Origin of the sequence: Ureibacillus massiliensis 4400831 = CIP 108448 = CCUG 49529 (genome assembly GCF_000772965.1) — a bacterium.
Taxonomy (GTDB): domain Bacteria; phylum Bacillota; class Bacilli; order Bacillales_A; family Planococcaceae; genus Ureibacillus; species Ureibacillus massiliensis.
On the sequence record NZ_JPVQ01000004.1, the window covers coordinates 72,106 to 93,120 of the forward strand.

At 34.0% G+C, this 21,015-nt stretch carries 21 protein-coding genes; 17 read left to right on the forward strand and 4 right to left on the reverse strand.

The genetic code is table 11. From position 1 onward, the window contains the following. Positions 1–118 precede the first annotated feature (118 nt). The 4 genes from CD30_RS04010 (at position 119) to CD30_RS04025 (ending at position 3,898) form a co-directional block, all read left to right on the forward strand. Complete coding sequence (locus CD30_RS04010) at positions 119–751, forward strand: TrkA C-terminal domain-containing protein (RefSeq protein WP_036172723.1); 633 nt, start codon at positions 119–121, stop codon at positions 749–751. Between the two features lie 184 nt (positions 752–935). Beyond that, positions 936–2,144, forward strand: coding sequence for a quaternary amine ABC transporter ATP-binding protein (locus CD30_RS04015; protein ID WP_036172724.1), 1,209 nt, complete (start codon positions 936–938; stop codon positions 2,142–2,144). Beyond that, complete coding sequence (locus CD30_RS04020) at positions 2,128–2,979, forward strand: ABC transporter permease (protein ID WP_036172726.1); 852 nt, start codon at positions 2,128–2,130, stop codon at positions 2,977–2,979. The genes CD30_RS04015 and CD30_RS04020 overlap by 17 nt, the downstream gene beginning before the upstream one ends. A gap of 13 nt (positions 2,980–2,992) precedes the next feature. Beyond that, positions 2,993–3,898 carry a glycine betaine ABC transporter substrate-binding protein gene (locus tag CD30_RS04025; protein WP_036172728.1) on the forward strand — a complete coding sequence of 302 codons (906 nt, stop codon included), beginning with the start codon at positions 2,993–2,995 and terminating at the stop codon, positions 3,896–3,898. A gap of 51 nt (positions 3,899–3,949) precedes the next feature. Here the strand turns inward: CD30_RS04025 and CD30_RS04030 are convergent, their stop codons facing one another. Further along, positions 3,950–4,402: a hypothetical protein gene (locus CD30_RS04030; RefSeq protein WP_036172729.1), complete on the reverse strand. Its 453-nt coding sequence runs from the start codon at positions 4,400–4,402 to the stop codon at positions 3,950–3,952. Positions 4,403–4,657: 255 nt separating this feature from the next. Between CD30_RS04030 and CD30_RS04035 the strand changes: the two genes are divergently transcribed. The 10 genes from CD30_RS04035 to CD30_RS20035 all read left to right on the forward strand — a co-directional run bounded on the left by CD30_RS04035 (position 4,658) and on the right by CD30_RS20035 (position 13,556). Next, positions 4,658–5,287 (forward strand): nuclease-related domain-containing protein, encoded by a 630-nt coding sequence (locus CD30_RS04035; RefSeq protein WP_036172731.1) that lies wholly within the window; start codon positions 4,658–4,660, stop codon positions 5,285–5,287. Between the two features lie 112 nt (positions 5,288–5,399). Further along, positions 5,400–6,239, forward strand: coding sequence for a putative RNA methyltransferase (locus CD30_RS04040; protein ID WP_036172733.1), 840 nt, complete (start codon positions 5,400–5,402; stop codon positions 6,237–6,239). Positions 6,240–6,315: 76 nt separating this feature from the next. After that, positions 6,316–6,915: a lysophospholipid acyltransferase family protein gene (locus CD30_RS04045; RefSeq protein ID WP_036172735.1), complete on the forward strand. Its 600-nt coding sequence runs from the start codon at positions 6,316–6,318 to the stop codon at positions 6,913–6,915. A 73-nt stretch (positions 6,916–6,988) separates the two neighbouring features. Next, entirely contained in the window at positions 6,989–7,450 is a 462-nt protein-coding gene (locus CD30_RS04050; protein WP_036172737.1) for a low molecular weight protein-tyrosine-phosphatase, read from the forward strand. 161 nt (positions 7,451–7,611) lie between these two features. Beyond that, entirely contained in the window at positions 7,612–8,331 is a 720-nt protein-coding gene (locus tag CD30_RS04055) for a YebC/PmpR family DNA-binding transcriptional regulator (protein ID WP_036172739.1), read from the forward strand. A 75-nt stretch (positions 8,332–8,406) separates the two neighbouring features. Then, positions 8,407–9,702: an arsenic transporter gene (locus CD30_RS04060; protein WP_036172741.1), complete on the forward strand. Its 1,296-nt coding sequence runs from the start codon at positions 8,407–8,409 to the stop codon at positions 9,700–9,702. 161 nt (positions 9,703–9,863) lie between these two features. Beyond that, positions 9,864–11,615: a methyl-accepting chemotaxis protein gene (locus CD30_RS04065; RefSeq protein ID WP_235802001.1), complete on the forward strand. Its 1,752-nt coding sequence runs from the start codon at positions 9,864–9,866 to the stop codon at positions 11,613–11,615. A 140-nt stretch (positions 11,616–11,755) separates the two neighbouring features. Further along, on the forward strand, positions 11,756–12,835 hold the full coding sequence (locus tag CD30_RS04070; protein WP_036172745.1) for an AI-2E family transporter: 1,080 nt from the start codon (positions 11,756–11,758) through the stop codon (positions 12,833–12,835). 106 nt (positions 12,836–12,941) lie between these two features. Continuing rightward, a complete protein-coding gene (locus CD30_RS04075; protein WP_036172747.1) occupies positions 12,942–13,397 on the forward strand; it encodes a hypothetical protein in 456 nt (151 codons plus the stop codon). Positions 13,398–13,412: 15 nt separating this feature from the next. Then, the gene (locus tag CD30_RS20035; protein WP_156962299.1) at positions 13,413–13,556 is read left to right on the forward strand and encodes a hypothetical protein; all 144 of its coding nucleotides are present in this window, start codon (positions 13,413–13,415) and stop codon (positions 13,554–13,556) included. A gap of 49 nt (positions 13,557–13,605) precedes the next feature. On the opposite strand, the gene CD30_RS04080 is transcribed toward CD30_RS20035, so the two are convergent. From CD30_RS04080 to CD30_RS04090, 3 genes are all read right to left on the reverse strand, one after another. After that, positions 13,606–14,622, reverse strand: coding sequence for an inorganic phosphate transporter (locus tag CD30_RS04080; RefSeq protein WP_036172749.1), 1,017 nt, complete (start codon positions 14,620–14,622; stop codon positions 13,606–13,608). Between the two features lie 10 nt (positions 14,623–14,632). Next, positions 14,633–15,253: a DUF47 domain-containing protein gene (locus CD30_RS04085; protein WP_036172751.1), complete on the reverse strand. Its 621-nt coding sequence runs from the start codon at positions 15,251–15,253 to the stop codon at positions 14,633–14,635. Positions 15,254–15,469: 216 nt separating this feature from the next. Next, positions 15,470–16,630, reverse strand: a complete 1,161-nt coding sequence (locus CD30_RS04090) for a class I SAM-dependent methyltransferase (protein WP_036172752.1) — start codon at positions 16,628–16,630, stop codon at positions 15,470–15,472. Positions 16,631–16,891: 261 nt separating this feature from the next. On the opposite strand from CD30_RS04090, the gene putP reads away from it, so the two are divergent. The 3 genes from putP to CD30_RS04105 all read left to right on the forward strand — a co-directional run bounded on the left by putP (position 16,892) and on the right by CD30_RS04105 (position 20,836). Next, complete coding sequence (gene putP / locus CD30_RS04095; protein ID WP_036172754.1) at positions 16,892–18,397, forward strand: sodium/proline symporter PutP; 1,506 nt, start codon at positions 16,892–16,894, stop codon at positions 18,395–18,397. A gap of 128 nt (positions 18,398–18,525) precedes the next feature. Then, positions 18,526–19,806, forward strand: a complete 1,281-nt coding sequence (gene hflX / locus CD30_RS04100; protein ID WP_036172898.1) for a GTPase HflX — start codon at positions 18,526–18,528, stop codon at positions 19,804–19,806. 142 nt (positions 19,807–19,948) lie between these two features. Further along, positions 19,949–20,836 carry a DUF6612 family protein gene (locus CD30_RS04105; RefSeq protein WP_052126033.1) on the forward strand — a complete coding sequence of 296 codons (888 nt, stop codon included), beginning with the start codon at positions 19,949–19,951 and terminating at the stop codon, positions 20,834–20,836. Positions 20,837–21,015 lie beyond the last annotated feature (179 nt).

Sequence of the window (21,015 nt, forward strand, 5' to 3'; positions counted from 1 at the left end):
TCAAAAATTAAATACAAATGAAGCTTAAAATATGATAGAATCTTTACTTTAACTGGATTAATATTAGAACATAATAAAATGAATAACAAACGATATTTAAAATATAAGAGGGTATAAAATGGATAACAGAAGGCTACAAGTAAAACAACCAAAGTACATGAAGATTGCTGCTGATATTGCGTCAAAAATTGTTGATAAAAAGTATGTAATTGGCGAAAAAATTTATGCAAGATCATCCCTTGCAAGTCAATATGGTGTGTCTTCTGAAACGGCAAGAAGAGCTATTGCAGTGCTGCAGGATTTAGAAATTGTAGAGGCGACAAAGGGTAGCGGCGTCATGATAAAATCTTCGGAAAAGGCTGCTCAATTTGTCCATCAATTTTTGGATGTACAATCGATACAACAAATTCAGATGGAAATGTTAGAAAGTATAAAGAGACAGCGAGATGAGTTAGCTTACTTACAGGAAACAACGGAGCAATTAGTGAGTAGGACAGAGAGATTCCGATCAGTGAATCCATTTGTACCGTTTCAGATTGAAATTTTAGAAAGTTCTCCATATATTTCCCAAACAATTGGAAGCATCAATTTTTGGCAAAATACAATGGCGACAATTGTTGGGATAAGAAGAGAAAGTGAGCTTATTTTATCACCAGGTCCATATGCAACAATTGAAAAAAATGACATTATCTACTTTATTGGAAACGATGAAAGTATAGACAGAGTAGAGAAATTTTTATACCCAATTTAAAAGGTCTACAGATACTAAAGCACCAGTATCTGTAGACCTTTTTTATTTATGAATCTTTAATGCTATTTAGATGGATTCATAAATTGGAAATTTGACACAAGTAACAACTCTTTGTTACGATTAGGTTGTCACTTTGTTGTAATCTAAATGAAATATTTATAGAAATATAGGAAAGGAGAATGGTATGGAGAAAATAAAAGTCGAAAATGTAACAAAAGTTTTCGGGAAACATATCAATAGTGCGTTAAAGCTCGTACAACAAAACAAGAGTAAGACAGAAATTTTAAAGCAAACCGGCGCAACAATAGGTGTGTATAATGCGAATTTCACCGTCAACGAAGGGGAAATATTCGTTATTATGGGACTTTCAGGAAGTGGTAAGTCAACGTTAGTTCGTCTCCTTAATCGCCTCATTGAACCAACAAGTGGAAACATCTACATAGATGGTGAAAACATCTCCAAAATGAATAAACAGCAGCTTATAAAAGTTCGACGCGAAAAAATGAGTATGGTGTTTCAAAACTTTGGTTTATTCCCACAAAGAACAGTACTTGCCAACACAGAGTTCGGATTAGAAGTGCGCGGTATTACTAAAGAAGAACGTAGATTGAAAGCAGAAAAGGCTTTAGACAACGCAGGGCTATTAGAATACAAAGATCAATATCCTAAACAATTATCAGGTGGGATGCAACAACGTGTTGGTCTTGCAAGGGCATTAGCGAACGACCCTGACATTTTACTAATGGATGAAGCTTTTTCTGCGCTCGATCCACTAATTCGAAAAGACATGCAAGATGAATTACTAGATTTACAACAAAAGATGAAAAAGACAATCATATTTATCACCCATGATTTAAATGAAGCATTGCGAATTGGTGATCGCATTGCGTTAATGAAGGACGGAGAAATTATTCAAATTGGTACAGGAGAAGATATATTAACAAACCCTGCCAATGATTATGTAAAAACATTCTTAGAGGATGTAGACCGTTCAAAAGTGTTAACAGTTGAAAATGCGATGATTCGTCCAATTTCTGTAAACATTGAAATCGATGGTCCGAAAGTGGCATTACAAAGAATGAGAGAAGAAGAAGTCAGTGTATTGTTGGCTGTTAATAAAAAACGTGAATTCCAGGGTTATATTACTGCTGACGATGCATTAGAAGCATCTAAACAAGGGGAAAAAGGTGTTGTCAACTTCTTAAGAAAGGACATGCCGGTTGTTCCACCAGATATGCTTATTCAGGATGTACTAGGAATCATCTCGGATTCTCCAACACCTCTTGCGGTTGTGCAAGACGAAAAGTTAGTTGGAGTGTTAATAAGAGGCGTTGTCATCGAGACCCTCGCGGCAAGTCACGAGGAGGTGACAGAGAATGAATCAGTTTCTTGATAACATTCCGACACTGCCAGTATCAGATGCAGTGGAATATGTAATGGAAATACTAACAGATTCATTAGCATCGTTATTTGACTTTGTTCAAAAATGGGGTCAAAATTCGATGGATTCGATAACGGATATGCTTTTAGCTATCCCGGCAATTATCTTTATCTTAATTGTAGCGATTATTGCTTTCTTTGCTAGTAAGAAAAAATTTGGGCTAGCAATATTCTCAATCGTTGGATTGTATTTTATATACAATCAGGGATTATGGGATGAACTGATGAATACCATCACGTTAGTACTTTTTGCTAGTGTTATTGCGATCATTATTGGTATTCCATTAGGTATTTTAATGTCTAAAAGCTCAATTGCTGAAGCAATCCTTAAACCGGTATTGGACTTTATGCAAACAATGCCTGGGTTTGTGTATTTAATCCCAGCGGTTGCTTTCTTTGGAATCGGTGTCGTACCAGGGGTATTTGCATCAGTAATCTTTGCATTACCACCAACCGTTCGATTTACCAACCTAGGTATAAAACAAGTACCAAGAGAATTGGTTGAAGCAGCAGACTCGTACGGAAGTACTGGTAGACAAAAACTATTTAAAGTTGAATTGCCTTTGGCTAAATCAACAATTATGGCAGGGGTTAACCAAACGGTACTTCTTTCATTATCAATGGTTGTTATTGCATCCATGATTGGTGCGCCAGGTTTAGGTAGAGAGGTTTTATCTGCTTTGCAACGAGCTCAAGTAGGTAATGGCTTTGTAGCAGGATTAAGCTTAGTTATATTAGCCATTATAATTGACCGTTTAACGCAAAGCTTTAATAAAAAACAAGGTTAGAAAGGGAGATTGGATGAATTTTAAAAAATTTAAAATGTTAGGTTTAACATTAGGTTTAGGGGCAATGCTTGCAGCTTGTGGTTCTGAAAGCGCAACTCCAGCTAATGAAGGAGAAACAAATAACAACACGGAAACAACAACAGAATCTAAAGAAATTAACTTAGCTTATGTAGAATGGGATACAGAAATTGCTTCTACACATGTTGTAGCAGAGGTGTTAGAAGGTATCGGTTATGATGTAACAGTAACACCACTAGATAATGCGATTATGTGGGAAGCGGTAGCATCTGGTGAAGCAGATGCAATGGTAGCTGGTTGGTTACCAGGTACACATGCTGCCCAATATGAACAATATAAAGATAGTTTAGTAGAATTAGGCGTAAATCTTGAGGGTGCAAAAATTGGTTTAGTAGTTCCGACTTATATGGAAGCAAACTCAATTGAAGATTTAACAGATGAAGCGAATATGACAATTACAGGTATTGAAGCAGGTGCAGGTGTAATGTCTGCAACGGAAAATGCAATTGCCGAATATGAAAACCTAGCGGATTGGGAACTGCTGCCATCTTCTTCAGGTGCAATGACAGTTGCATTAGATCAAGCGATTAAAAATGAAGAAGAAGTTATTGTAACAGGCTGGTCTCCACACTGGAAATTTGCTTCTTATGACTTAAAGTATTTAGAAGATCCAAAAGGTGTATTTGGTGGGGCAGAAACGATTAATACATTTGCTCGTCAAGGGTTAGAAGAAGACATGCCTGAAGCATTTAAAGTATTAGATGCATTCCAATGGACAAGTGCTGATATTGAAGAAGTAATGCTAGAAATTCATGATGGCGCAGATCCAGAAGAAGCTGCAGCGAAATGGGTTGAAGAAAACCCAGATAAAGTTGCTGAATGGACAAAAGATGTAGAATAATTAATAAAGGAGACGAAGGGGCATACATTCCTTTGTCTCCTTTTTTAAGCATTATTGATTTTTAAGAACATCATATCCGACCACAGTCCAAATGCCACCTTCTTCTTGACGGATAAGGCGTTTTAAATAGACCATACTAATGTTAGTGTCCTCATCGTTCACTTCAACTAAAGCAATCTCAATATTACTATAGCTCAATTTTAAATTCTCTTGTTCGATAGGATAATCTCCAATGATTCCTTCAGGAAATAAGTGTAGACTAGTAAATACTTGCGCTGTAAATAGTGGATCAAGTCTCCAAGGAGAATGGCCTTCATCAACACTTTTTTGAATATTCTCTTCTATTTTAAGATCAACCTTAATTTCGACTTGAGGTTTCATTTCATAGTCATTTGCGTGAACGGGAAAAATAATATGATGGAACCCAACTACTGTTTCTAATTCATAAGTTAATTCATTTGATTCCAGATATGCAGGTATTGAATATTCATTAATAATGTCCATTCATAAAACCTCCGTATATTAGGTGTATTGAGACATCAACGTTATTATTTACAATAATTAATAATTTATTAATTTTATTAAAAAAATTTCATCAAAGTTCTAATGATGGTATTAATAAATATAGTATGCTTTTACAATAGACAGCAAGGAAGTATTCTTTCTACCTCAGGATATAGAGATATCCTTTCATACATAGAAAACATTTCCTTATTTTGATAAAATAAAAGCTAAAGTATAGTTCTAGGGGGGACTTGATTGATAGTCTGGATACTTTTATTAATACTCATAGTTGGAATTTTTATAGCCTATTCCATATATAAATTTGAAGATAGTCAATTTAGTAATATGACAGGGTACTCTTTTTTGGATATATGGAAAGATAAAACGGTTAGACATACATATAAAGTTGTAAGCACGTTAAGGAAGGCGTCAGGAGATTTTAAGATTTTAACAAATCTACATATTCCAGTTAGCACGAATAAGGAGAAGATAATTGATATTGTTTTTTTACATGAATCAGGCATATATTTAATAAATATTTCAAAAGAAGATGGATGGGTGTATGGAAGAGAGACTGATAATGAGTGGACGATCGCTACTTATGGTGATAAAAAGGAAGCAGTGAAGAATCCTTTAACTGACCATCAAAATATCATTGCAGTTTTTTCTAAGATCTTTCCACAGATTCAAGAAGAATCGATATATTCCTTAGCTGTTTTTTCAGAGAATAGCTCTTTTAAAATGATTGAATTATATTCTAAAAATGTAGATGTTTTAAAACTAAGTGAACTCAAAAATTACTGGGACCATAAAGATAGTACAATCACTAAAACTGAGATTGAAACAATTGCTCAAAGCCTTAGTAAGTTAATTAAACAAATATAAACTATTTATTAGAGTCATTTCTTATGACTCTTTTGTTGTGTAAGGGAGTTTATTTATACAAAAATGTTAGAATGTTATGATACAACAAATGAAAGAAGAAGGAGAAACCAACATGGCGAAACTTTCTAAAAGAGAATCCAGTATTTCTTATATGAAGGAAAATGAAAAACTATTTCAATGCCCAATATGTAAAACGAATATGCAGGTTCAAGAGAATGGAAACATTACTTGTGAACAAAAGCATTCGTTCGATATAGCGAAACAAGGGTATGTAAACTTTATGACAAAAGCGATTCATTCAATGTATAGCAAAGAGTTATTTCAGTCTCGTTATGAAATTATTCAAAGTGGACTATACAATCCTGTACATGAAAAAATCGCGAATCTAATAGATTTTGGTGTACAATCAATACTAGACACCGGTTGTGGTGAGGGAACACACTTGGCAAAAATTTGTGAAAAGCTACATCCACAGGTAGTATCCCTTGGCATTGATATATCAAAAGAAGGAATCTTTACAGCGGCTAAACATTATGAGCGTCATATTTGGTGTGTTGGAGATTTAGCAAATAGCCCATTTCAGGCACAATCGATTGATTATATTTTAAATTTCCTATCTCCAGCTAATTACACTGATTTTAAAAGAATATTAAAGCCAAATGGAAAGGTTATCAAAGTGGTGCCACAAGCAAGTTACTTACAGCAGTTAAGAGAGCAGGCATTTGCCAAATCAGAAAAAGAGCAATATTCGAATGAACAAACGGTTTCATTATTTAAAGATCAATTTTCAAAAGTTTATATAGAACGAATCATATATGACCAACCGTTAGAACATCACTTACTACCGAAACTTCTGGAAATGACTCCATTAGGTTGGCATATAGAAAATAATGAAGACGTAGCAATAAATGAAATTACCATTGATTTAGATATATTAGTTGGTGAATTCTAAAAACAAAATTGAATCATCTATATGTAATGGATTACAATAATGGTATGACAAATAGAAATAAGGTAGGAGACATTCCGTGTTATATAATTTAGGTGCAAATCTTGTAAACGCTTTTTTAACAATAAATGGAGCAAAGGCAAAAGTGTATGGAAAAGAAAATTTGCCAAAAGATGAGGGCTTTATAGTAGCATGTACTCATAACGGTTATGTGGATATTTTAAACTTAGGTGTATCTATATATCCTCGTCCAGTTCATTTCATGGCTAAAAAACAATTATTCGATATGAAAGTATTAGGACCTTTAGTAAAAAATTTAAATGCATTTCCTGTTGATCGTGAGAATCCAGGACCAAGTGTTATTAAAATACCACGACAATTAATTAAAGAAGGTAAGATTGTAGGTATTTTCCCAAGTGGAACAAGATCGACGGAAAATACGGAACTAAAGCAAGGTGCTATCACTATCGCGCAACTATCAAAGGGGAAAATTGTGCCTGCTGCCTATATAGGTCCGCGTAATGTAAAAGAAGTATTAAAACGAAAAAAAGGATATTTAATTTATGGAGAACCTTTTACTGTTGAGGCAGGCAAAGAAGGTAGAGAGGCAGCAACACAGCATCTAGAAAATGAGTTAAATCGCCTTATCGGGGTTTTAGAAGAATTGAAAAAGAAATAAGTATTGGTCCATACACTCTCCAACAATTCGGAGAGTGTTTTCTTTAGAATATCGTTAAAGAGGTGAATAGAAATTGATGAGAGTTTTGTTTGTATGTTTAGGAAATATATGTCGTTCACCAATGGCGGAGGCTGTTATGCGTGATTTAGTTGAAAACAATGGATTGAGCGACGAAATTACAGTTGATTCTGCTGCCACAAGCGGATGGCACGTTGGGGAAGCGCCGCATAAAGGGACTCTGTCCAAGTTGAAGGAGTATCAAATATCAACCACTGGAATTAAAGCGCGTCAGCTACAGGAAAGTGATTTTGAACAATTTGACTACATAATAGGAATGGATTCGAGTAATGTCCGTAATATTCGTGAAATGCTAGGTCAACCTGATCATCCTAAAATATTCCGATTTTTAGATTTAACTCCACACAAAAAAGATGTACCAGACCCATACTATACAGGTGATTTTCAAGAAACGTATGATTTGGTTAAAGAAGGCTGCGAAGTTTTATTAAAGAAGATAATGAAAGAAATGAATTAGCTGGCTATTTAAATCTTTTGAGTTTGCCTACAATCTGGAAGTAAATTATTAACTTTTTCTTCTTACTGAAATTGGTGTATAATATTACAGTCTCAAATACTTAATGATTAGGTACAAGTTACCTTGCTTTATATCTATAAAACTGAAAGAGAGTGAATCCAATGGGTCGTAAATGGAATAACATTAAAGACAAAAAGGCTGAAAAAGATAAAAATACCAGTCGAATCTATGCAAAATTTGGTGTTGAAATATATGTAGCTGCTAAAAAGGGTGAACCAGATCCTGAATCGAACGCTGCATTAAAATTTGTTTTAGAACGTGCTAAAACATATAACGTACCAAAACATATTATTGATAAAGCAATCGATAAAGCAAAAGGTGCCGGTGGTGAAGATTATAACGAATTGCGCTATGAAGGATTTGGTGTGGGTGGATCAATGGTGATCGTTGATGCATTGACAAATAACGTAAATCGTACGGCTTCCGATGTACGCGCGGCATTTGGGAAAAACGGTGGCAACATGGGTGTAAGTGGATCTGTTACTTATATGTTTGATTCTACAGCTGTATTCGGGGTTGAAGGTAAATCTGCTGATGAAGTAATAGAAATACTATTAGAAGCAGATGTTGATGCACGTGATGTATTTGAAGAAGAAGAAGTAACAATCGTTTATGCTGAACCAGATCAATTCCACGCTGCTCAAGAAGCTTTTAAAGCAGCAGGCATTACAGAATTTACTGTTGCGGAACTTACAATGCTTCCACAAACAGAAGTAAAATTAACTGGCGAAGATAAAGTGAAGTTCGAAAAAATGATTGATGCATTAGAAGATTTAGATGATGTGCAACGTGTCTATCACAATGCGGATTTAGAAGATTAATTCATAGATATAATTAACCATAGCTAGATAAAATCCAGTGGCTTAAGCTGCTGGATTTTTAAATGGAGGAAAGTCGTGGAAACGGTACTGGCATTACTTATATTTCTTGTTACATTATTTTTTGTTATCGTTCAACCGCGCAACCTTTCGATTGGATGGTCTGCGTGTATAGGAGCAACGATTGCGTTAATTTTAGGCATTGTAACATTTTCAGATGTACTAGAAGTTACTGAAATCGTGTGGAATGCCACACTATCCTTTATAGGGATTATCATTATTTCCCTTATATTAGATGAAATTGGATTTTTTGAATGGGCTGCGCTGCATATGGCGAGGACTGCAAAAGGTAGCGGGATCCGAATGTTTATCTATATTACAATATTAGGTGCAATCGTCTCGGCCTTTTTTGCAAATGATGGCGCTGCTCTAATTCTAACGCCGATTGTTTTATCAATGGTGCGCAATCTTAACTTTTCAGAAAAAATGATACTACCTTTTATAATGGCAAGTGGATTTATAGCAGATACCACTTCATTACCCCTTGTAATTAGCAACTTGGTAAATATTGTTTCTGCTGATTTCTTTGGAATTACATTTTTGGAATACGCCATTGTCATGATTGTGCCTAATTTTTTCTCCTTGTTAGCAAGTATTATTGTACTCTTTATCTATTTTAGAAAATCAATACCGCGCAACTATGGGGTAGAACAAATAAAGGAACCTGCTAAAGCGATAAAAGATGAGAAACTCTTTAAAATTTCATGGATTGTTTTATCACTATTATTAGTTGGTTTCCTTACAAGTGAATTTTTCAATATCCCAGTTTCCTTCATATTATGTGGTATTGCATCAATCTTCCTAATACTTTCAAATTATAGTGAAGCAGTAAATACGAGACGTGTTATAAAAGGTGCTCCTTGGAGTATTGTTTTTTTCTCGATTGGAATGTATGTGGTCGTTTATGGTCTTCAAAATGTAGGATTAACATCTCTACTTGCAAATGTTTTGCAATGGGGTGTTGATAGAGGGTTACTAATAAGTACAATTATTACTGGTTTTACTGCAGCGTTTTTATCATCTGTTATGAATAACTTGCCAACAGTCATGATTAATGCAATAGCAATAGCTGAAACGAATGCATCAGGTGTAGTAAAGGAAGCCCTTATATACGCAAATGTTATAGGATCCGATTTAGGACCAAAAATTACACCGATAGGCTCTTTGGCTACTTTGCTTTGGTTACATGTATTAACGCATAAAGGAATTAAAATATCTTGGGGAACTTATTTTAAAGTAGGAATCATTTTAACAATACCAACTTTAATTGTCACATTGTTTAGTTTATATATTTGGCTATTAATCATTGATTAGCTTAAAAGGCGTGGTGGAGAAATATCCCTGCGCTTTTTTCTGTTTAAAAAAGAAAATATTGTAAAAAATTAGGTATTTATAGTAGAATCTATCAAAATATGATTGTGTAAAAGGAAATTTATTGTAATAATGATATTAATCAAAAATAATATTTTAAAGAGGTGAGTATATTGAAATATGTTCGTACTATAAGAGGAAAACTCTTATTATTCTCACTAACGTTGCTACTTGTTCCAAGCATAATTATTGGATCTGTAAGCTACTATCAAGCAAAAAACAGCATGGATGAGCTGGGTGAATCTATTATCAAAAACAGCGTGGAATCTTCATTACAACTAATTGAAAATGTTAATAAGCAGGTTGAAAGTGGAACGATTACTCTTGAAGAAGGTAAGGAACAAGTTAAAGAGACACTCATTGGTAAAATGAATGCAGATGGAACTCGTGAAATTAGCTATCCTGGAGACCTTGGTGAAAACGGTTACATTTATATTTTAGGCCATGATGGAACACTACTTGGACATCCTACAAGAGAAGGTGATAATTTATGGAATGATCAAGACAGTTCTGGTCAATATTTTATTCGCGAGGTTAAGAATCAGGCGCTTAATGGTGGCGGCTTTACATACTATGAATTCGAATTGCCTGGTCAAGATGTGGTGGCACCAAAGCTCATTTATTCGAAATTAGATCCCAATTGGGACTGGATCATCGCTTCCGGAACCTATAATCAAGATTTCAATGCTCCTGCATTCGGGTTATTACAGGTGATCATTATTACAATAGCTGTCGCGATTGTGTTTGGTATTTTATTAACATTCGTATTCTCTAGACATTTGGCAAAACCATTAAAAAAACTATCTGAACGTGTTTCTGAGGTTGCGAAAGGAAATTTAACAGTTGAAATTAAAGAGATGCAACGAAAAGATGAAGTAGGGACACTTAACAATGGTTTTAGTCATATGGTAGATCAATTAAAAAATGTAATTTCAGGAGTTGAATCAACGATAACAGAAATACAAAGCACATCAAGTAATTTGACGGCCGTTGCAGAGGAAACAACAGCCTACGGTGAAAACATTGTAAGTGCTGTTACAGAAGTAGCTAAAGGTGCCTCACAACAAGCATCTGACGCAGAAGAAACGAATAAAACGACCATTGAATTAGCAAATGAGATTGAAGTTCTTAGTAGTAAGAATGCTTCAGTATTAGAATCATCCAATCTAATGCGGAAATCCAATGAGCTAGGAATGCGAAATTTAGCAGTATTAAAAGAACGTTCTAATGAGTCCTATCAGGTAATAACTACTGTTCAATCTGTTTTTGAAAGCTTAATTATAAAGGTAAAGGAGATAGAAGGAATAGTAGGAACAATCAATGATATTTCAGATCAAACTAATTTATTAGCATTAAATGCATCGATTGAAGCTGCTAGAGCTGGCGAGCATGGAAAAGGATTTGCAATTGTAGCTGAAGAAGTAAGGAAACTAGCGGATCAAACGAGTGAAGCGACAGAGTTAGTACGAAATACACTTAGAGGAATTGTGAATGAAACAACCATCGTGACAGAAGAAATGTCAAAGACAAATATAATTGTACAGGATCAAAACAAATCGGTTGCTGAAACAGAAAGCTCATTTAAAGAAATTGATACAGCAGTTGAAAATATTATCAGTACTATTGAGGCTGTATCGGAAAGTGTACAGCTATTAAATGAATCGAAAAATATAGTAATTAATTCAATCGAAAGTATTACAAAAATAAGCGAAAATAATGCCGCGACTGCTGAAGAAGTAACAGCATCGGTTGAGGAACAACAAAAGGCGATACAGCTTGTAACGGAAGCATCAAATGACCTTTCTCTTGAAATAACCGCTCTTCAAGAAACTATAAGTCAATTTACCGTAAAATAAAATTTTTGCCTCTCGAAAAAATTTTCGAGAGGTTTTTGTTATTAATAGTTGGCACTTTTGTTAATATATAGTCGTATATGGTTTTAATAACATCGTTTTGGTAAAAAATACAAAAGAATAGAGAGAGGAGTGAAACTAAGATGACAAAGAAAGTATGGTTTCAAGTTGGAGTAGGACTATTAATTTCATTATTAGTTATAAAATACACACTTGAAATCCATTGGATATTTAACCCGTTATTTATCATTTTACAAACAATTTTTATACCGTTACTTATAGGAGGAGTACTTTACTACATCACAGAGCCATTACAAAGACTTCTTGAAAAAAAGGGAATGCCAAGATGGGGAAGCATTATTACAATTGTTTTAGTTTTACTAGGATTGTTAACAGGGTTAGCACTATTAATCATGAATCCAGTATCAAACCAAATTAATAATTTAGCGAAGAATGCACCTTATATTGGTGACAAGATCATGGAGGCGACAGATTTTGTCATAAATAATAAAGAAAATTTACCTCCACAAGCTGCAGAGTTTATTGATACGATTTCCAACTCAATACAAGATATTGCCGTTGCAGGAAGTCAAATGATTGTCTCATTTATTAGCGGGGCAGTTTCAGCTACATTTACTCTTATTTTAATCCCGTTTTTCTTTATATTTATGTTAAAGGATCACGAAAAATTTGCACCACAAATTTATAATCTTTTTACAGGTGAAAGACGCACGTGGATTAAAGATACGTTAGCAGACATCGATACAGTTTTAAGAAATTATGTACAGGGACAAGTTCTAATTAGTGCAATTCTAGCAGTGTCCATCTATATTGGATATCTATTTATTGGACTACAGTATTCATTATTACTTGCTATATTCGCATTCTTTATGAACATGATTCCGTTTATTGGCCCGTGGATTTCTTTGGCGCCGGCTATTGTAGTAGCACTTATCCAGGATCCGATTTTAGTTGTATGGGTTTGTGTAATTACGCTTGTGGCACAACAAGTAGAAAGCAATTTAATTACTCCGAATATCATGGGTGAGAAATTGAATATCCATCCATTAACGGTTATCTCAATTGTTCTAGCAGCAGGAAATATTGGTGGATTTATTGCAATTATTATCGCGATTCCTACTTATGCTGTTATTAAGGCTATCGTTAGAAATATTTATGAGGAACGTAAGCAAATTAAAGAAGCAGCAACAAAATCAATTTAGTCCTGAAAAAATACAGTATACCAATAAAGGTGTGCTGTTTTTCTTTCTATTAAGGTATACTGTTTGAAGGATTAAGTCGAAAGTTAGATAAAAAGGAGTTCTAAATATGTTATCATTTGAACAAAAGAAGAAAGTGATTGAGTCATTTTCTGAGCTTTCTAAAAAAGAAATTTCATTAAATCGTTTGAATTTCCACTTTAATGAGAGTCTTTATGAAAAAACAATTGTTGTTGAAAAGCTTCATCCAAATGGGAATGGCTTTGTATTTGTTGGTGATTTAGGCAAATATGAAGATGAGTCAAATGAAAAGGGTCTAGTGAATATACGTGAATACGACGAAGCGAAACTTCGTGAAATTATTGAAGACGCAATTTTTTATTTGTCTTCGGATCATGAGCAGCCAATTGTTGAAGAGTGGATTTCAAAAAATGGGACAATCCTTACATTAGCCCATGAAAAAAGAAATTGGAATATTTATTATCATGAAAATTTAGAAGAAAGCTTTGGAACGAAGGAAGCTGCAATCACATACTTACATGAAGAAGGATTTAGAAAGAAATAGTAGAGGGGATTTAGCATGAGTGGTAAAAAGGCGGCAACTACTGTAGTAGTAATCGTATTATTAGTTTGTATAGCAATATTTGTAGCATTTCAATATTTTTTCTCAAATTTTGAACCAACGAATAATATAGAAGAATCTTCTACTCAAATTTCGAAATAAATATAAAAACGATCGACTTGATATAAAAGTCGGTCGTTTTTTGTTAGCTCTAAAAGAAAATACTTAATATCTCATAAATAATTGCTGCCATAACAGCAGAAATTGGCATTGTTATGATCCAAGTTAAAACAATTTTTCTTGCGACGCCCCATTTAACACCTTTAACTCTTTGAGCCGAACCAACACCCATAATTGCTGAGGAAATAACATGTGTTGTTGATACAGGTAAATGGATAAGGGTTGCACTAAAAATAATACTAGCTGAGGCTAAATCGGCAGCAGCCCCATTTACTGGTCGGATCTTCATGATTTTTGTACCGACAGTTTTGATGATTTTATAGCCACCGATGGATGTTCCTAGTCCCATTGCGATCGCACATGAAATTCGAACCCAATCTTGAACACTATCATCGGTTTGTATCCCAGCTGCGATTAATGCCATTGTAATAATCCCCATTGCTTTTTGCGCATCATTCGTACCATGGGTGAAGGATTGGAGTGCAGCGGTAAAGATTTGTAATGTTCTAAAACCTTTATTCGTTCGATAAAGATTTAAGTTTTTAAACAGTAATTTAAATATACTCATAAAGATAAACCCAACAGCCAGAGCAAGGAAGGGTGAAGCCACTAACCCAATGATGATGCTGGTAAATCCTTCATAATTCAATTTATCAAAGCCAGCTGCAGCAACGGCAGCACCGGCAATGGAGCCTATTAATGTATGGGATGAACTAGAAGGAATACCAAAATACCATGTCAGTAAATTCCAAGTGATGGCCGATAATAAAGCTGCCAAAATAACGATTGTCCCAGTTGTATCATCTGCAGCATTGTTTAATGAAAATGGATCTACGATGTCTTTTGCGATTGCCTTTGCAACACCTACAAAAGTAATCGCTCCTAAAAAGTTCATAACCGCTGCTAACAATACTGCAACTCTTGGTGGAAGAGCACGTGTTGAAACAGAAGTCGCGATTGCATTGGCTGTGTCATGAAAACCGTTAATAAAGTCGAAAGCAAGTGCAAATATTACGACTAAGATAGTAATGATTAATATTGTATCCATAAAATTCTCCCTAAGCGTTTCGCATTATAATCGTTTCGAGAGTATTAGCTACATCTTGACAGTAATCAGCAATGTCCTCTAATTGATCATAAATGTCTCTAAACTTGATTAAGCGAATAGGATCTTTCTCTTTAAGGAATAATTGCTTAATAGATGATCGAGATACTTCATCACATTCTCTTTCGTAATCCTTTATAAGAATGATATGTTTTCTCATATTGATTAAGTTTTTCTTATTTAGTAACTCAATAGCAGCAACGATTTCGTCAGCACTTTTCGTTATATATTCAAGAAAAGTACGCATGGATTCGTCTAGCTCTGTAAATGAGAACATTTCAAAGTGTGCTATACAATGCTCTGCACCATCTAATACATCATCTAGCCTATTAGCAAGGGCTAAAATATCTTCCCTTTCAATAGGTGTCATGAACGACTTGTTTAACATGACAATTAACTCATGGATCAGATTATCACCATATGTTTCATATTGCTTCATTTTAATTGAAATTTCTTTTAAATCTGATATAGATTCAAATTTCGCATTATTAGCATAATGAATTGCTTCTCGCATATTTTCAGCAATTTTTTGCAATGATATAAAAAATGGATCTTGTTTTCTAGAACTAAACATGAAATGCCTCCTGTTATACGTAAGATCTTACTTGAAAACCTATATAATAATAACAAAATAATTACAAAATCTATACTATAGAACCATTGAAATCTACAAAATTTACATAAATGTAACATTTAAAGACAAATATATTTAATAAATATAGGCAAGTATAGATTGAGTGATTTACACCAAAATATACTTGCCTGAAATTATTATCAATTATATTCGTGTCTATTTTAGATATTCCTGTAGTTCATTTTCCAAAAATGGTTTCGCTGATAAAAACTGAACAAAACTATGATAACGAGATTGTTGTTCAACTGTAGGTTTCTTACCAGTATAAAAGGCCCGGATTAAAATGTTTTTAGGGGTATGCTCAATATCAATAAATTCTAAAATTTGTGTTTCATAGCCAACTAAAGACAAAATTTCAGCTCTTATAGAATCCGTAGCAAGTGAAGCAAATCGTTCTCTTATTAAACCATGCTGTGTCATAATATCTAATGCCGGTGCATCTAATTGACGATTAAGCTCATGTTGACAGCAAGGCACACTAAGAATAACTTTTGCTCCCCATCTAACAGCCCTTGCAAGAGCCATATCCGTTGCAACATCGCAAGCATGTAAAGTAACCACCATATCAACAGAAGTCTCTGAATTATAATCGTTGATGTCTCCGACTAAAAATTCGAGATCCTCGTAATTTAAATCATTGGCAATCTGTCTACATTCTTCGATGACTTCTTTTTTTAAATCAAGACCAGTAACTTTTATGTTTAATCCCTTTTCAACTTTTAAATAATAATACAGAGCGAAGGTTAAATAGGATTTTCCTGAACCGAAGTCTAAAATTCTTACTTGCTTATCTTTTGGAAGGTAGTCTAGACAATCGTGAATAAATTCCAAAAAACGATTTATTTGTTTGAATTTATCAAACTTTTGTTTCTTAACTTTACCATCAGTTGTTTGAACACCTAGACGTATTAAAAAAGGATATGGTGTAGCTTCGTCGAGTAAATATTTCTTTTTTCGATTGTGGGATAAATTAACCACCTTATCGGGACTTTCCTCACTTTTCCAAAAGACCTTGTTTTTCTTTGATAACTGTATTTGAATTGTCTCATTTGTAAATTGGAAATGTAGTTGTCTAAACCCATCTAAAATTTTTTCAAAATGTTCAATAAAGTTTTCTAATATAACATTTTCGTGTTTTAGAATGCGCTCATATTGATATTCAAATTGAATATGATAGACATCTTTAAGTAATAGTGGTTTTAATTTAATTCTTTTAATTTCATTAGACTTTTGTCTTGGTTGGCTAATTGTGGCGTTTACAAGTTCCTCTTGTAAAACACGTGTAATAATCTCTTGTTTCATTTGTTCAAATTCCATTTGATTAACATCCTCCAGAAAGAGTGGTTAAAAATAGTTTATCACAAAAAAGAAAAAATATATTATTAGAATCTTTAGAAAATTATAATAACAAATAAATTATTGAGAGAAAACTTTTTTTATTGAATTTTTTAATAATTTTAGTCACAAATTGTTCAAAATGTGTTAAATTAATAAACAGGATAAGTGTTCTGAAAAATGAAATATACTTCTATACTAGGACGCTAAAATCATTACTTTTGTATTAGAGGGGGAAATAATATGAGCGAATTAACATGGCAAGCGATAGCAATCGTTGTCTATATGGCAGCGATGGTATTAATCGGTTGGTATGCTTATAAAAGAACGTCTAGCTTAAACGATTATATGTTAGGTGGACGTGGACTTGGACCAGCTGTAACGGCATTAAGTGCTGGAGCAGCAGATATGTCTGGTTGGTTACTGATGGGTTTACCAGGGGCAATTTATCTATCTGGTATGGTAGAGGCATGGATAGCAATCGGTTTAACGATTGGTGCTTGGTTAAACTATGTTTTAGTTGCACCACGTCTGCGTGTGTATACTCAAGTTTCAAGTGATTCCATTACTATTCCAAGTTTTTTAGACAATCGTCTTCGTGATAATACAAAATTAATTCGTATTGTTTCAGGAATTATCATTTTAGTATTCTTCACATTCTATGTATCATCTGGTATGGTATCTGGCGGTAAGTTCTTCCAAAGTGCATTTGGAATGGATTATTTTACAGGTATGTTAGTGGTTTCTATAGTCACAGTTGGTTATACGTTATTTGGTGGTTTCTTAGCTGTAAGTTACACAGACTTCTTACAAGGGTTAATTATGTTCTTAGCATTAATTCTAGTGCCAATTGTAGGTATCTTTGTAACAGGTGGTCTTGGTGAAACAGTGGCTTCTATTCAAGCTGTTAATCCTGAACATTTAAATCTATTTGCATCTACAGCAACAGTTGCTGGTGTAATTTCAGCAGTAGCTTGGGGACTAGGTTATTTTGGACAACCCCATATTATTGTTCGATTTATGGCGATTAAATCTGTTAAAGAAACGAAACAAGCTCGCCGTATTGGTATAGGCTGGATGATCCTAAGCTTATTTGGTGCTATAGGAACAGCATTAGTTGGTTTAGCTTATTTCCAACAAAATGATATGTTAAATTCTGATTTTGATGCTGAAACAATCTTTATCTCAATGGGACAAATTTTATTCCACCCATTCATTGCGGGTATAATGCTTGCTGCTATTTTAGCTGCAATCATGAGTACAATTGCTTCTCAATTAATCGTTACGTCTTCAGCTTTAGTTGAAGATATTTATAAAGCTCTATTCAATAAAACAGCTTCAGATAAACACTATGTAGCAGGTGGACGTATAGCAGTATTAATCGTAGCAATTGTTGCCTTTTTCCTTGCTTTAGATCCTGAGAATTCAATTTTAGATTTAGTTGGATTTGCATGGGCTGGATTTGGTGCTGCATTTGGTCCAGTAATACTATTAGCGTTATACTGGAGAAAGCTTACGAATATTGGTGCTTTAGCTGGTATGATCGTCGGAGCAGTCGTTGCTTACGTATGGGGTACTGTGCCAGCAATTAAAGAAAACTTCTTTGGTTTATACGAAATCGTACCAGGGTTCGTACTTGGTCTTATCGCAGCTGTTATTGTAAGTTTAATTACTTATAAACCAAATGCTGAGATTGAGAAAGAATTCGATGAAACATTAGCTCTTTTAAAATCTGAAAGAGAAAAGTAATAATTTACCTAAAACTTCTTAAAGGCCCGTAACCTAATTGTTACGGGTCTTTATTTATCGGTAAAAGGATATAATAAAGAAGTGGAATACTATTAACTCTTAATGTTGGAGGAAAATTTGTGAGTAATATGAAAGAGATAGAAGTATTAATTGAAAAAGGAATATTAGTGGGTGTAAATTTACAAAACGAAAGTAATTTTCAATATTCTATGGAAGAGTTAGCTGATTTAGCGGAAGCCCTTGATGTTCAAGTTGTCGGAACCATTACACAGAATTTAGAACGGGTTACACCATCCCATTATGTAGGTACAGGAAAAATTGAAGAGATAAAAAGTTTATATGATGAGACGAATGCAAATCTTGTTATATTTAATGACGAACTGTCACCTTCACAGATTCGCAATTTAGAACACGATCTTGATTGTAAAGTGATAGATCGAACGATGTTAATTCTTGATATATTTGAGAGACGTGCTAAAACAAGTGAAGCGAAATTACAAGTTCAACTCGCTCAACTACAATACATGCTACCCAGATTAGTTGGATTACATGCATCTCTATCTCGTCAAGGTGGCGGTACTGGTGGAGGATTCAGAAACCGTGGTGCAGGGGAAACGAAACTTGAATTAGACCGCCGAAAAATTGAGGATCAAATAAGTAAGCTGAAAAATGAATTAGAAAATATTAAGGATCAACGAGAAACACAAAGGAAGAAACGTCGTAAAAATCAAGTGCCAGTAGTATCGTTAGTTGGTTATACAAACGCTGGAAAGTCGACAATCATGAACCAATTACTATTTAAAATGGGACAGCAAGAAAATAAACAAGTATTTGAAAAGGATATGTTATTTGCTACATTAGAAACATCAGTTCGTAATATTGAACTAAGTGATAATAAGTCATTTTTACTAACGGATACGGTTGGTTTTGTTAGTAAATTACCACATCATCTCGTTAGAGCTTTTAGATCAACGCTAGAGGAAGCAAAAGATGCAGATTTATTATTACATGTTGTAGATGTATCGAATGAACAATATCAGTTCATGATGGACATTACGAATCAAACACTAAAGGAAATTGGTGTAGTAGATGTTCCTACAATTTATGTGTATAACAAGTCTGATAGAGCCGATGTGTCTTATCCATTAATAAGTGGTAATAATATTTGGTTATCAGCAAAAGAAGACGTTGGATTAGACGAGTTAATCGAAATGATACGATTAAGAATTTTTGATGACTATATAAAATGTAAAATGCTAATCCCATTTGACCGCGGAGACATTGTATCCTATCTGAATCAAAATGCCTCAATTTTCACTACTGAATATGAAGAAAATGGCACATTGATTTCATTAGAATTGAAGGAAGCAGATTATAAAAAGTTTGAGCAATATGCAATAATAAAGTAGAAATTATTTCAATACTTTCAGCCTATGTCATAAAGTTTATATTTTACAATATAATGGCGATATGGGAAAAAACCGTCTCCGCATTATATTTCCTAATTATTAGAACCATCGATATAAAGATGGGTTGAAAGGATTGAAAGTGATGAAAAAGTGGTCGACATTATTGCTGGCGTGCTTATTTGCTTTATTATTAACAGCATGCAACAGCACAGCAACACCTGTTGAAAATACAACTGAAGAAAATGACAGTGAAAATACAAATGAAGGAACTCCAGAGTCTACAGAAGAGGAATCTAGTGTTTCTGATTTAACATTGGAAGAGGTTTTTGAAAAAGCAATAGAAAGACAAAATGAAATCACAAGTTTATCAGCTGAAGTGAAAATGGATCAAACCATCAAAAGTGGCGGTGTAGAAACTGCTGGCAATAGCGATATGGTAATGGACATGACTATCGATCCAATGACGATGTATGCAAAAGGTGCCTCAATGACAGTAGATCCAGCTACTGGGGAAGATATAAAGTTAGGTTATGAAATGTATATGGTTGAAGATGGATTCTATATGTATGATGATATGTCGCAGGCTTGGATGCTAATGCCGATTGACAATTATGAGGATATGCTGGGGCAGGCTGCAAATCAAGCTGATGCTTCTCAACAATTAGAGATGTTACAGTCCTTTGTCGAGGACTTTACTTTTGAACAAAATGACACGCAATTCATTTTATCCTTAGATGCATCAGGTGAAAAATTTACTGACTTCATCTACGATCAAATTGCAAGTACTGGTGTTGTTGGATCTGAAGAAGAAGTTGCAGCTATTCAAATTAATGATTTAAGCTATGTTCTTATTATCAATAAAGAAACATTTGACACAGAAGAGATTACAATGGTTATGGATTTAGCAGATTCAGAAGCGCAGGAGTCTGTACTAATGAATACATCAATGGTTTTCTCTAATATAAATGGAATCGATTCAATTGAAGTACCTCAAGAAGTAATCGATACTGCAACGGAACTAACATTTTAATAGCTTGAAGAAATAAAAATGTAAAGATGACTTCTTATTTATGGAGTCATCTTTTTTTGTGGGCATTAACATCATTTAATTTTTACATAGAATTAATAAGGAAATTTAAATATTAACTTGATTTAAATAGTAAATAAAAACTGTGTGAAAATAGTCATATCTATTTGATTATCATTCTC

Excerpts from the sequence above, each read along its gene's own strand:
- CD30_RS04070 (WP_036172745.1), top strand. The coding sequence starts at position 11,756 with ATGACAAAGAAAGTATGGTTTCAAGTTGGAGTAGGACTATTAATTTCA.
- CD30_RS04010 (WP_036172723.1), top strand. The coding sequence starts at position 119 with ATGGATAACAGAAGGCTACAAGTAAAACAACCAAAGTACATGAAGATT.
- putP (WP_036172754.1), top strand. The coding sequence starts at position 16,892 with ATGAGCGAATTAACATGGCAAGCGATAGCAATCGTTGTCTATATGGCA.
- CD30_RS20035 (WP_156962299.1), top strand. The coding sequence starts at position 13,413 with ATGAGTGGTAAAAAGGCGGCAACTACTGTAGTAGTAATCGTATTATTA.
- CD30_RS04055 (WP_036172739.1), top strand. The coding sequence starts at position 7,612 with ATGGGTCGTAAATGGAATAACATTAAAGACAAAAAGGCTGAAAAAGAT.
- CD30_RS04105 (WP_052126033.1), top strand. The coding sequence starts at position 19,949 with ATGAAAAAGTGGTCGACATTATTGCTGGCGTGCTTATTTGCTTTATTA.
- CD30_RS04030 (WP_036172729.1), bottom strand. The coding sequence starts at position 4,402 with ATGGACATTATTAATGAATATTCAATACCTGCATATCTGGAATCAAAT.
- CD30_RS04075 (WP_036172747.1), top strand. The coding sequence starts at position 12,942 with ATGTTATCATTTGAACAAAAGAAGAAAGTGATTGAGTCATTTTCTGAG.
- CD30_RS04085 (WP_036172751.1), bottom strand. The coding sequence starts at position 15,253 with ATGTTTAGTTCTAGAAAACAAGATCCATTTTTTATATCATTGCAAAAA.
- CD30_RS04025 (WP_036172728.1), top strand. The coding sequence starts at position 2,993 with ATGAATTTTAAAAAATTTAAAATGTTAGGTTTAACATTAGGTTTAGGG.
- CD30_RS04080 (WP_036172749.1), bottom strand. The coding sequence starts at position 14,622 with ATGGATACAATATTAATCATTACTATCTTAGTCGTAATATTTGCACTT.
- hflX (WP_036172898.1), top strand. The coding sequence starts at position 18,526 with ATGAAAGAGATAGAAGTATTAATTGAAAAAGGAATATTAGTGGGTGTA.
- CD30_RS04040 (WP_036172733.1), top strand. The coding sequence starts at position 5,400 with ATGGCGAAACTTTCTAAAAGAGAATCCAGTATTTCTTATATGAAGGAA.
- CD30_RS04020 (WP_036172726.1), top strand. The coding sequence starts at position 2,128 with ATGAATCAGTTTCTTGATAACATTCCGACACTGCCAGTATCAGATGCA.
- CD30_RS04090 (WP_036172752.1), bottom strand. The coding sequence starts at position 16,630 with ATGGAATTTGAACAAATGAAACAAGAGATTATTACACGTGTTTTACAA.
- CD30_RS04015 (WP_036172724.1), top strand. The coding sequence starts at position 936 with ATGGAGAAAATAAAAGTCGAAAATGTAACAAAAGTTTTCGGGAAACAT.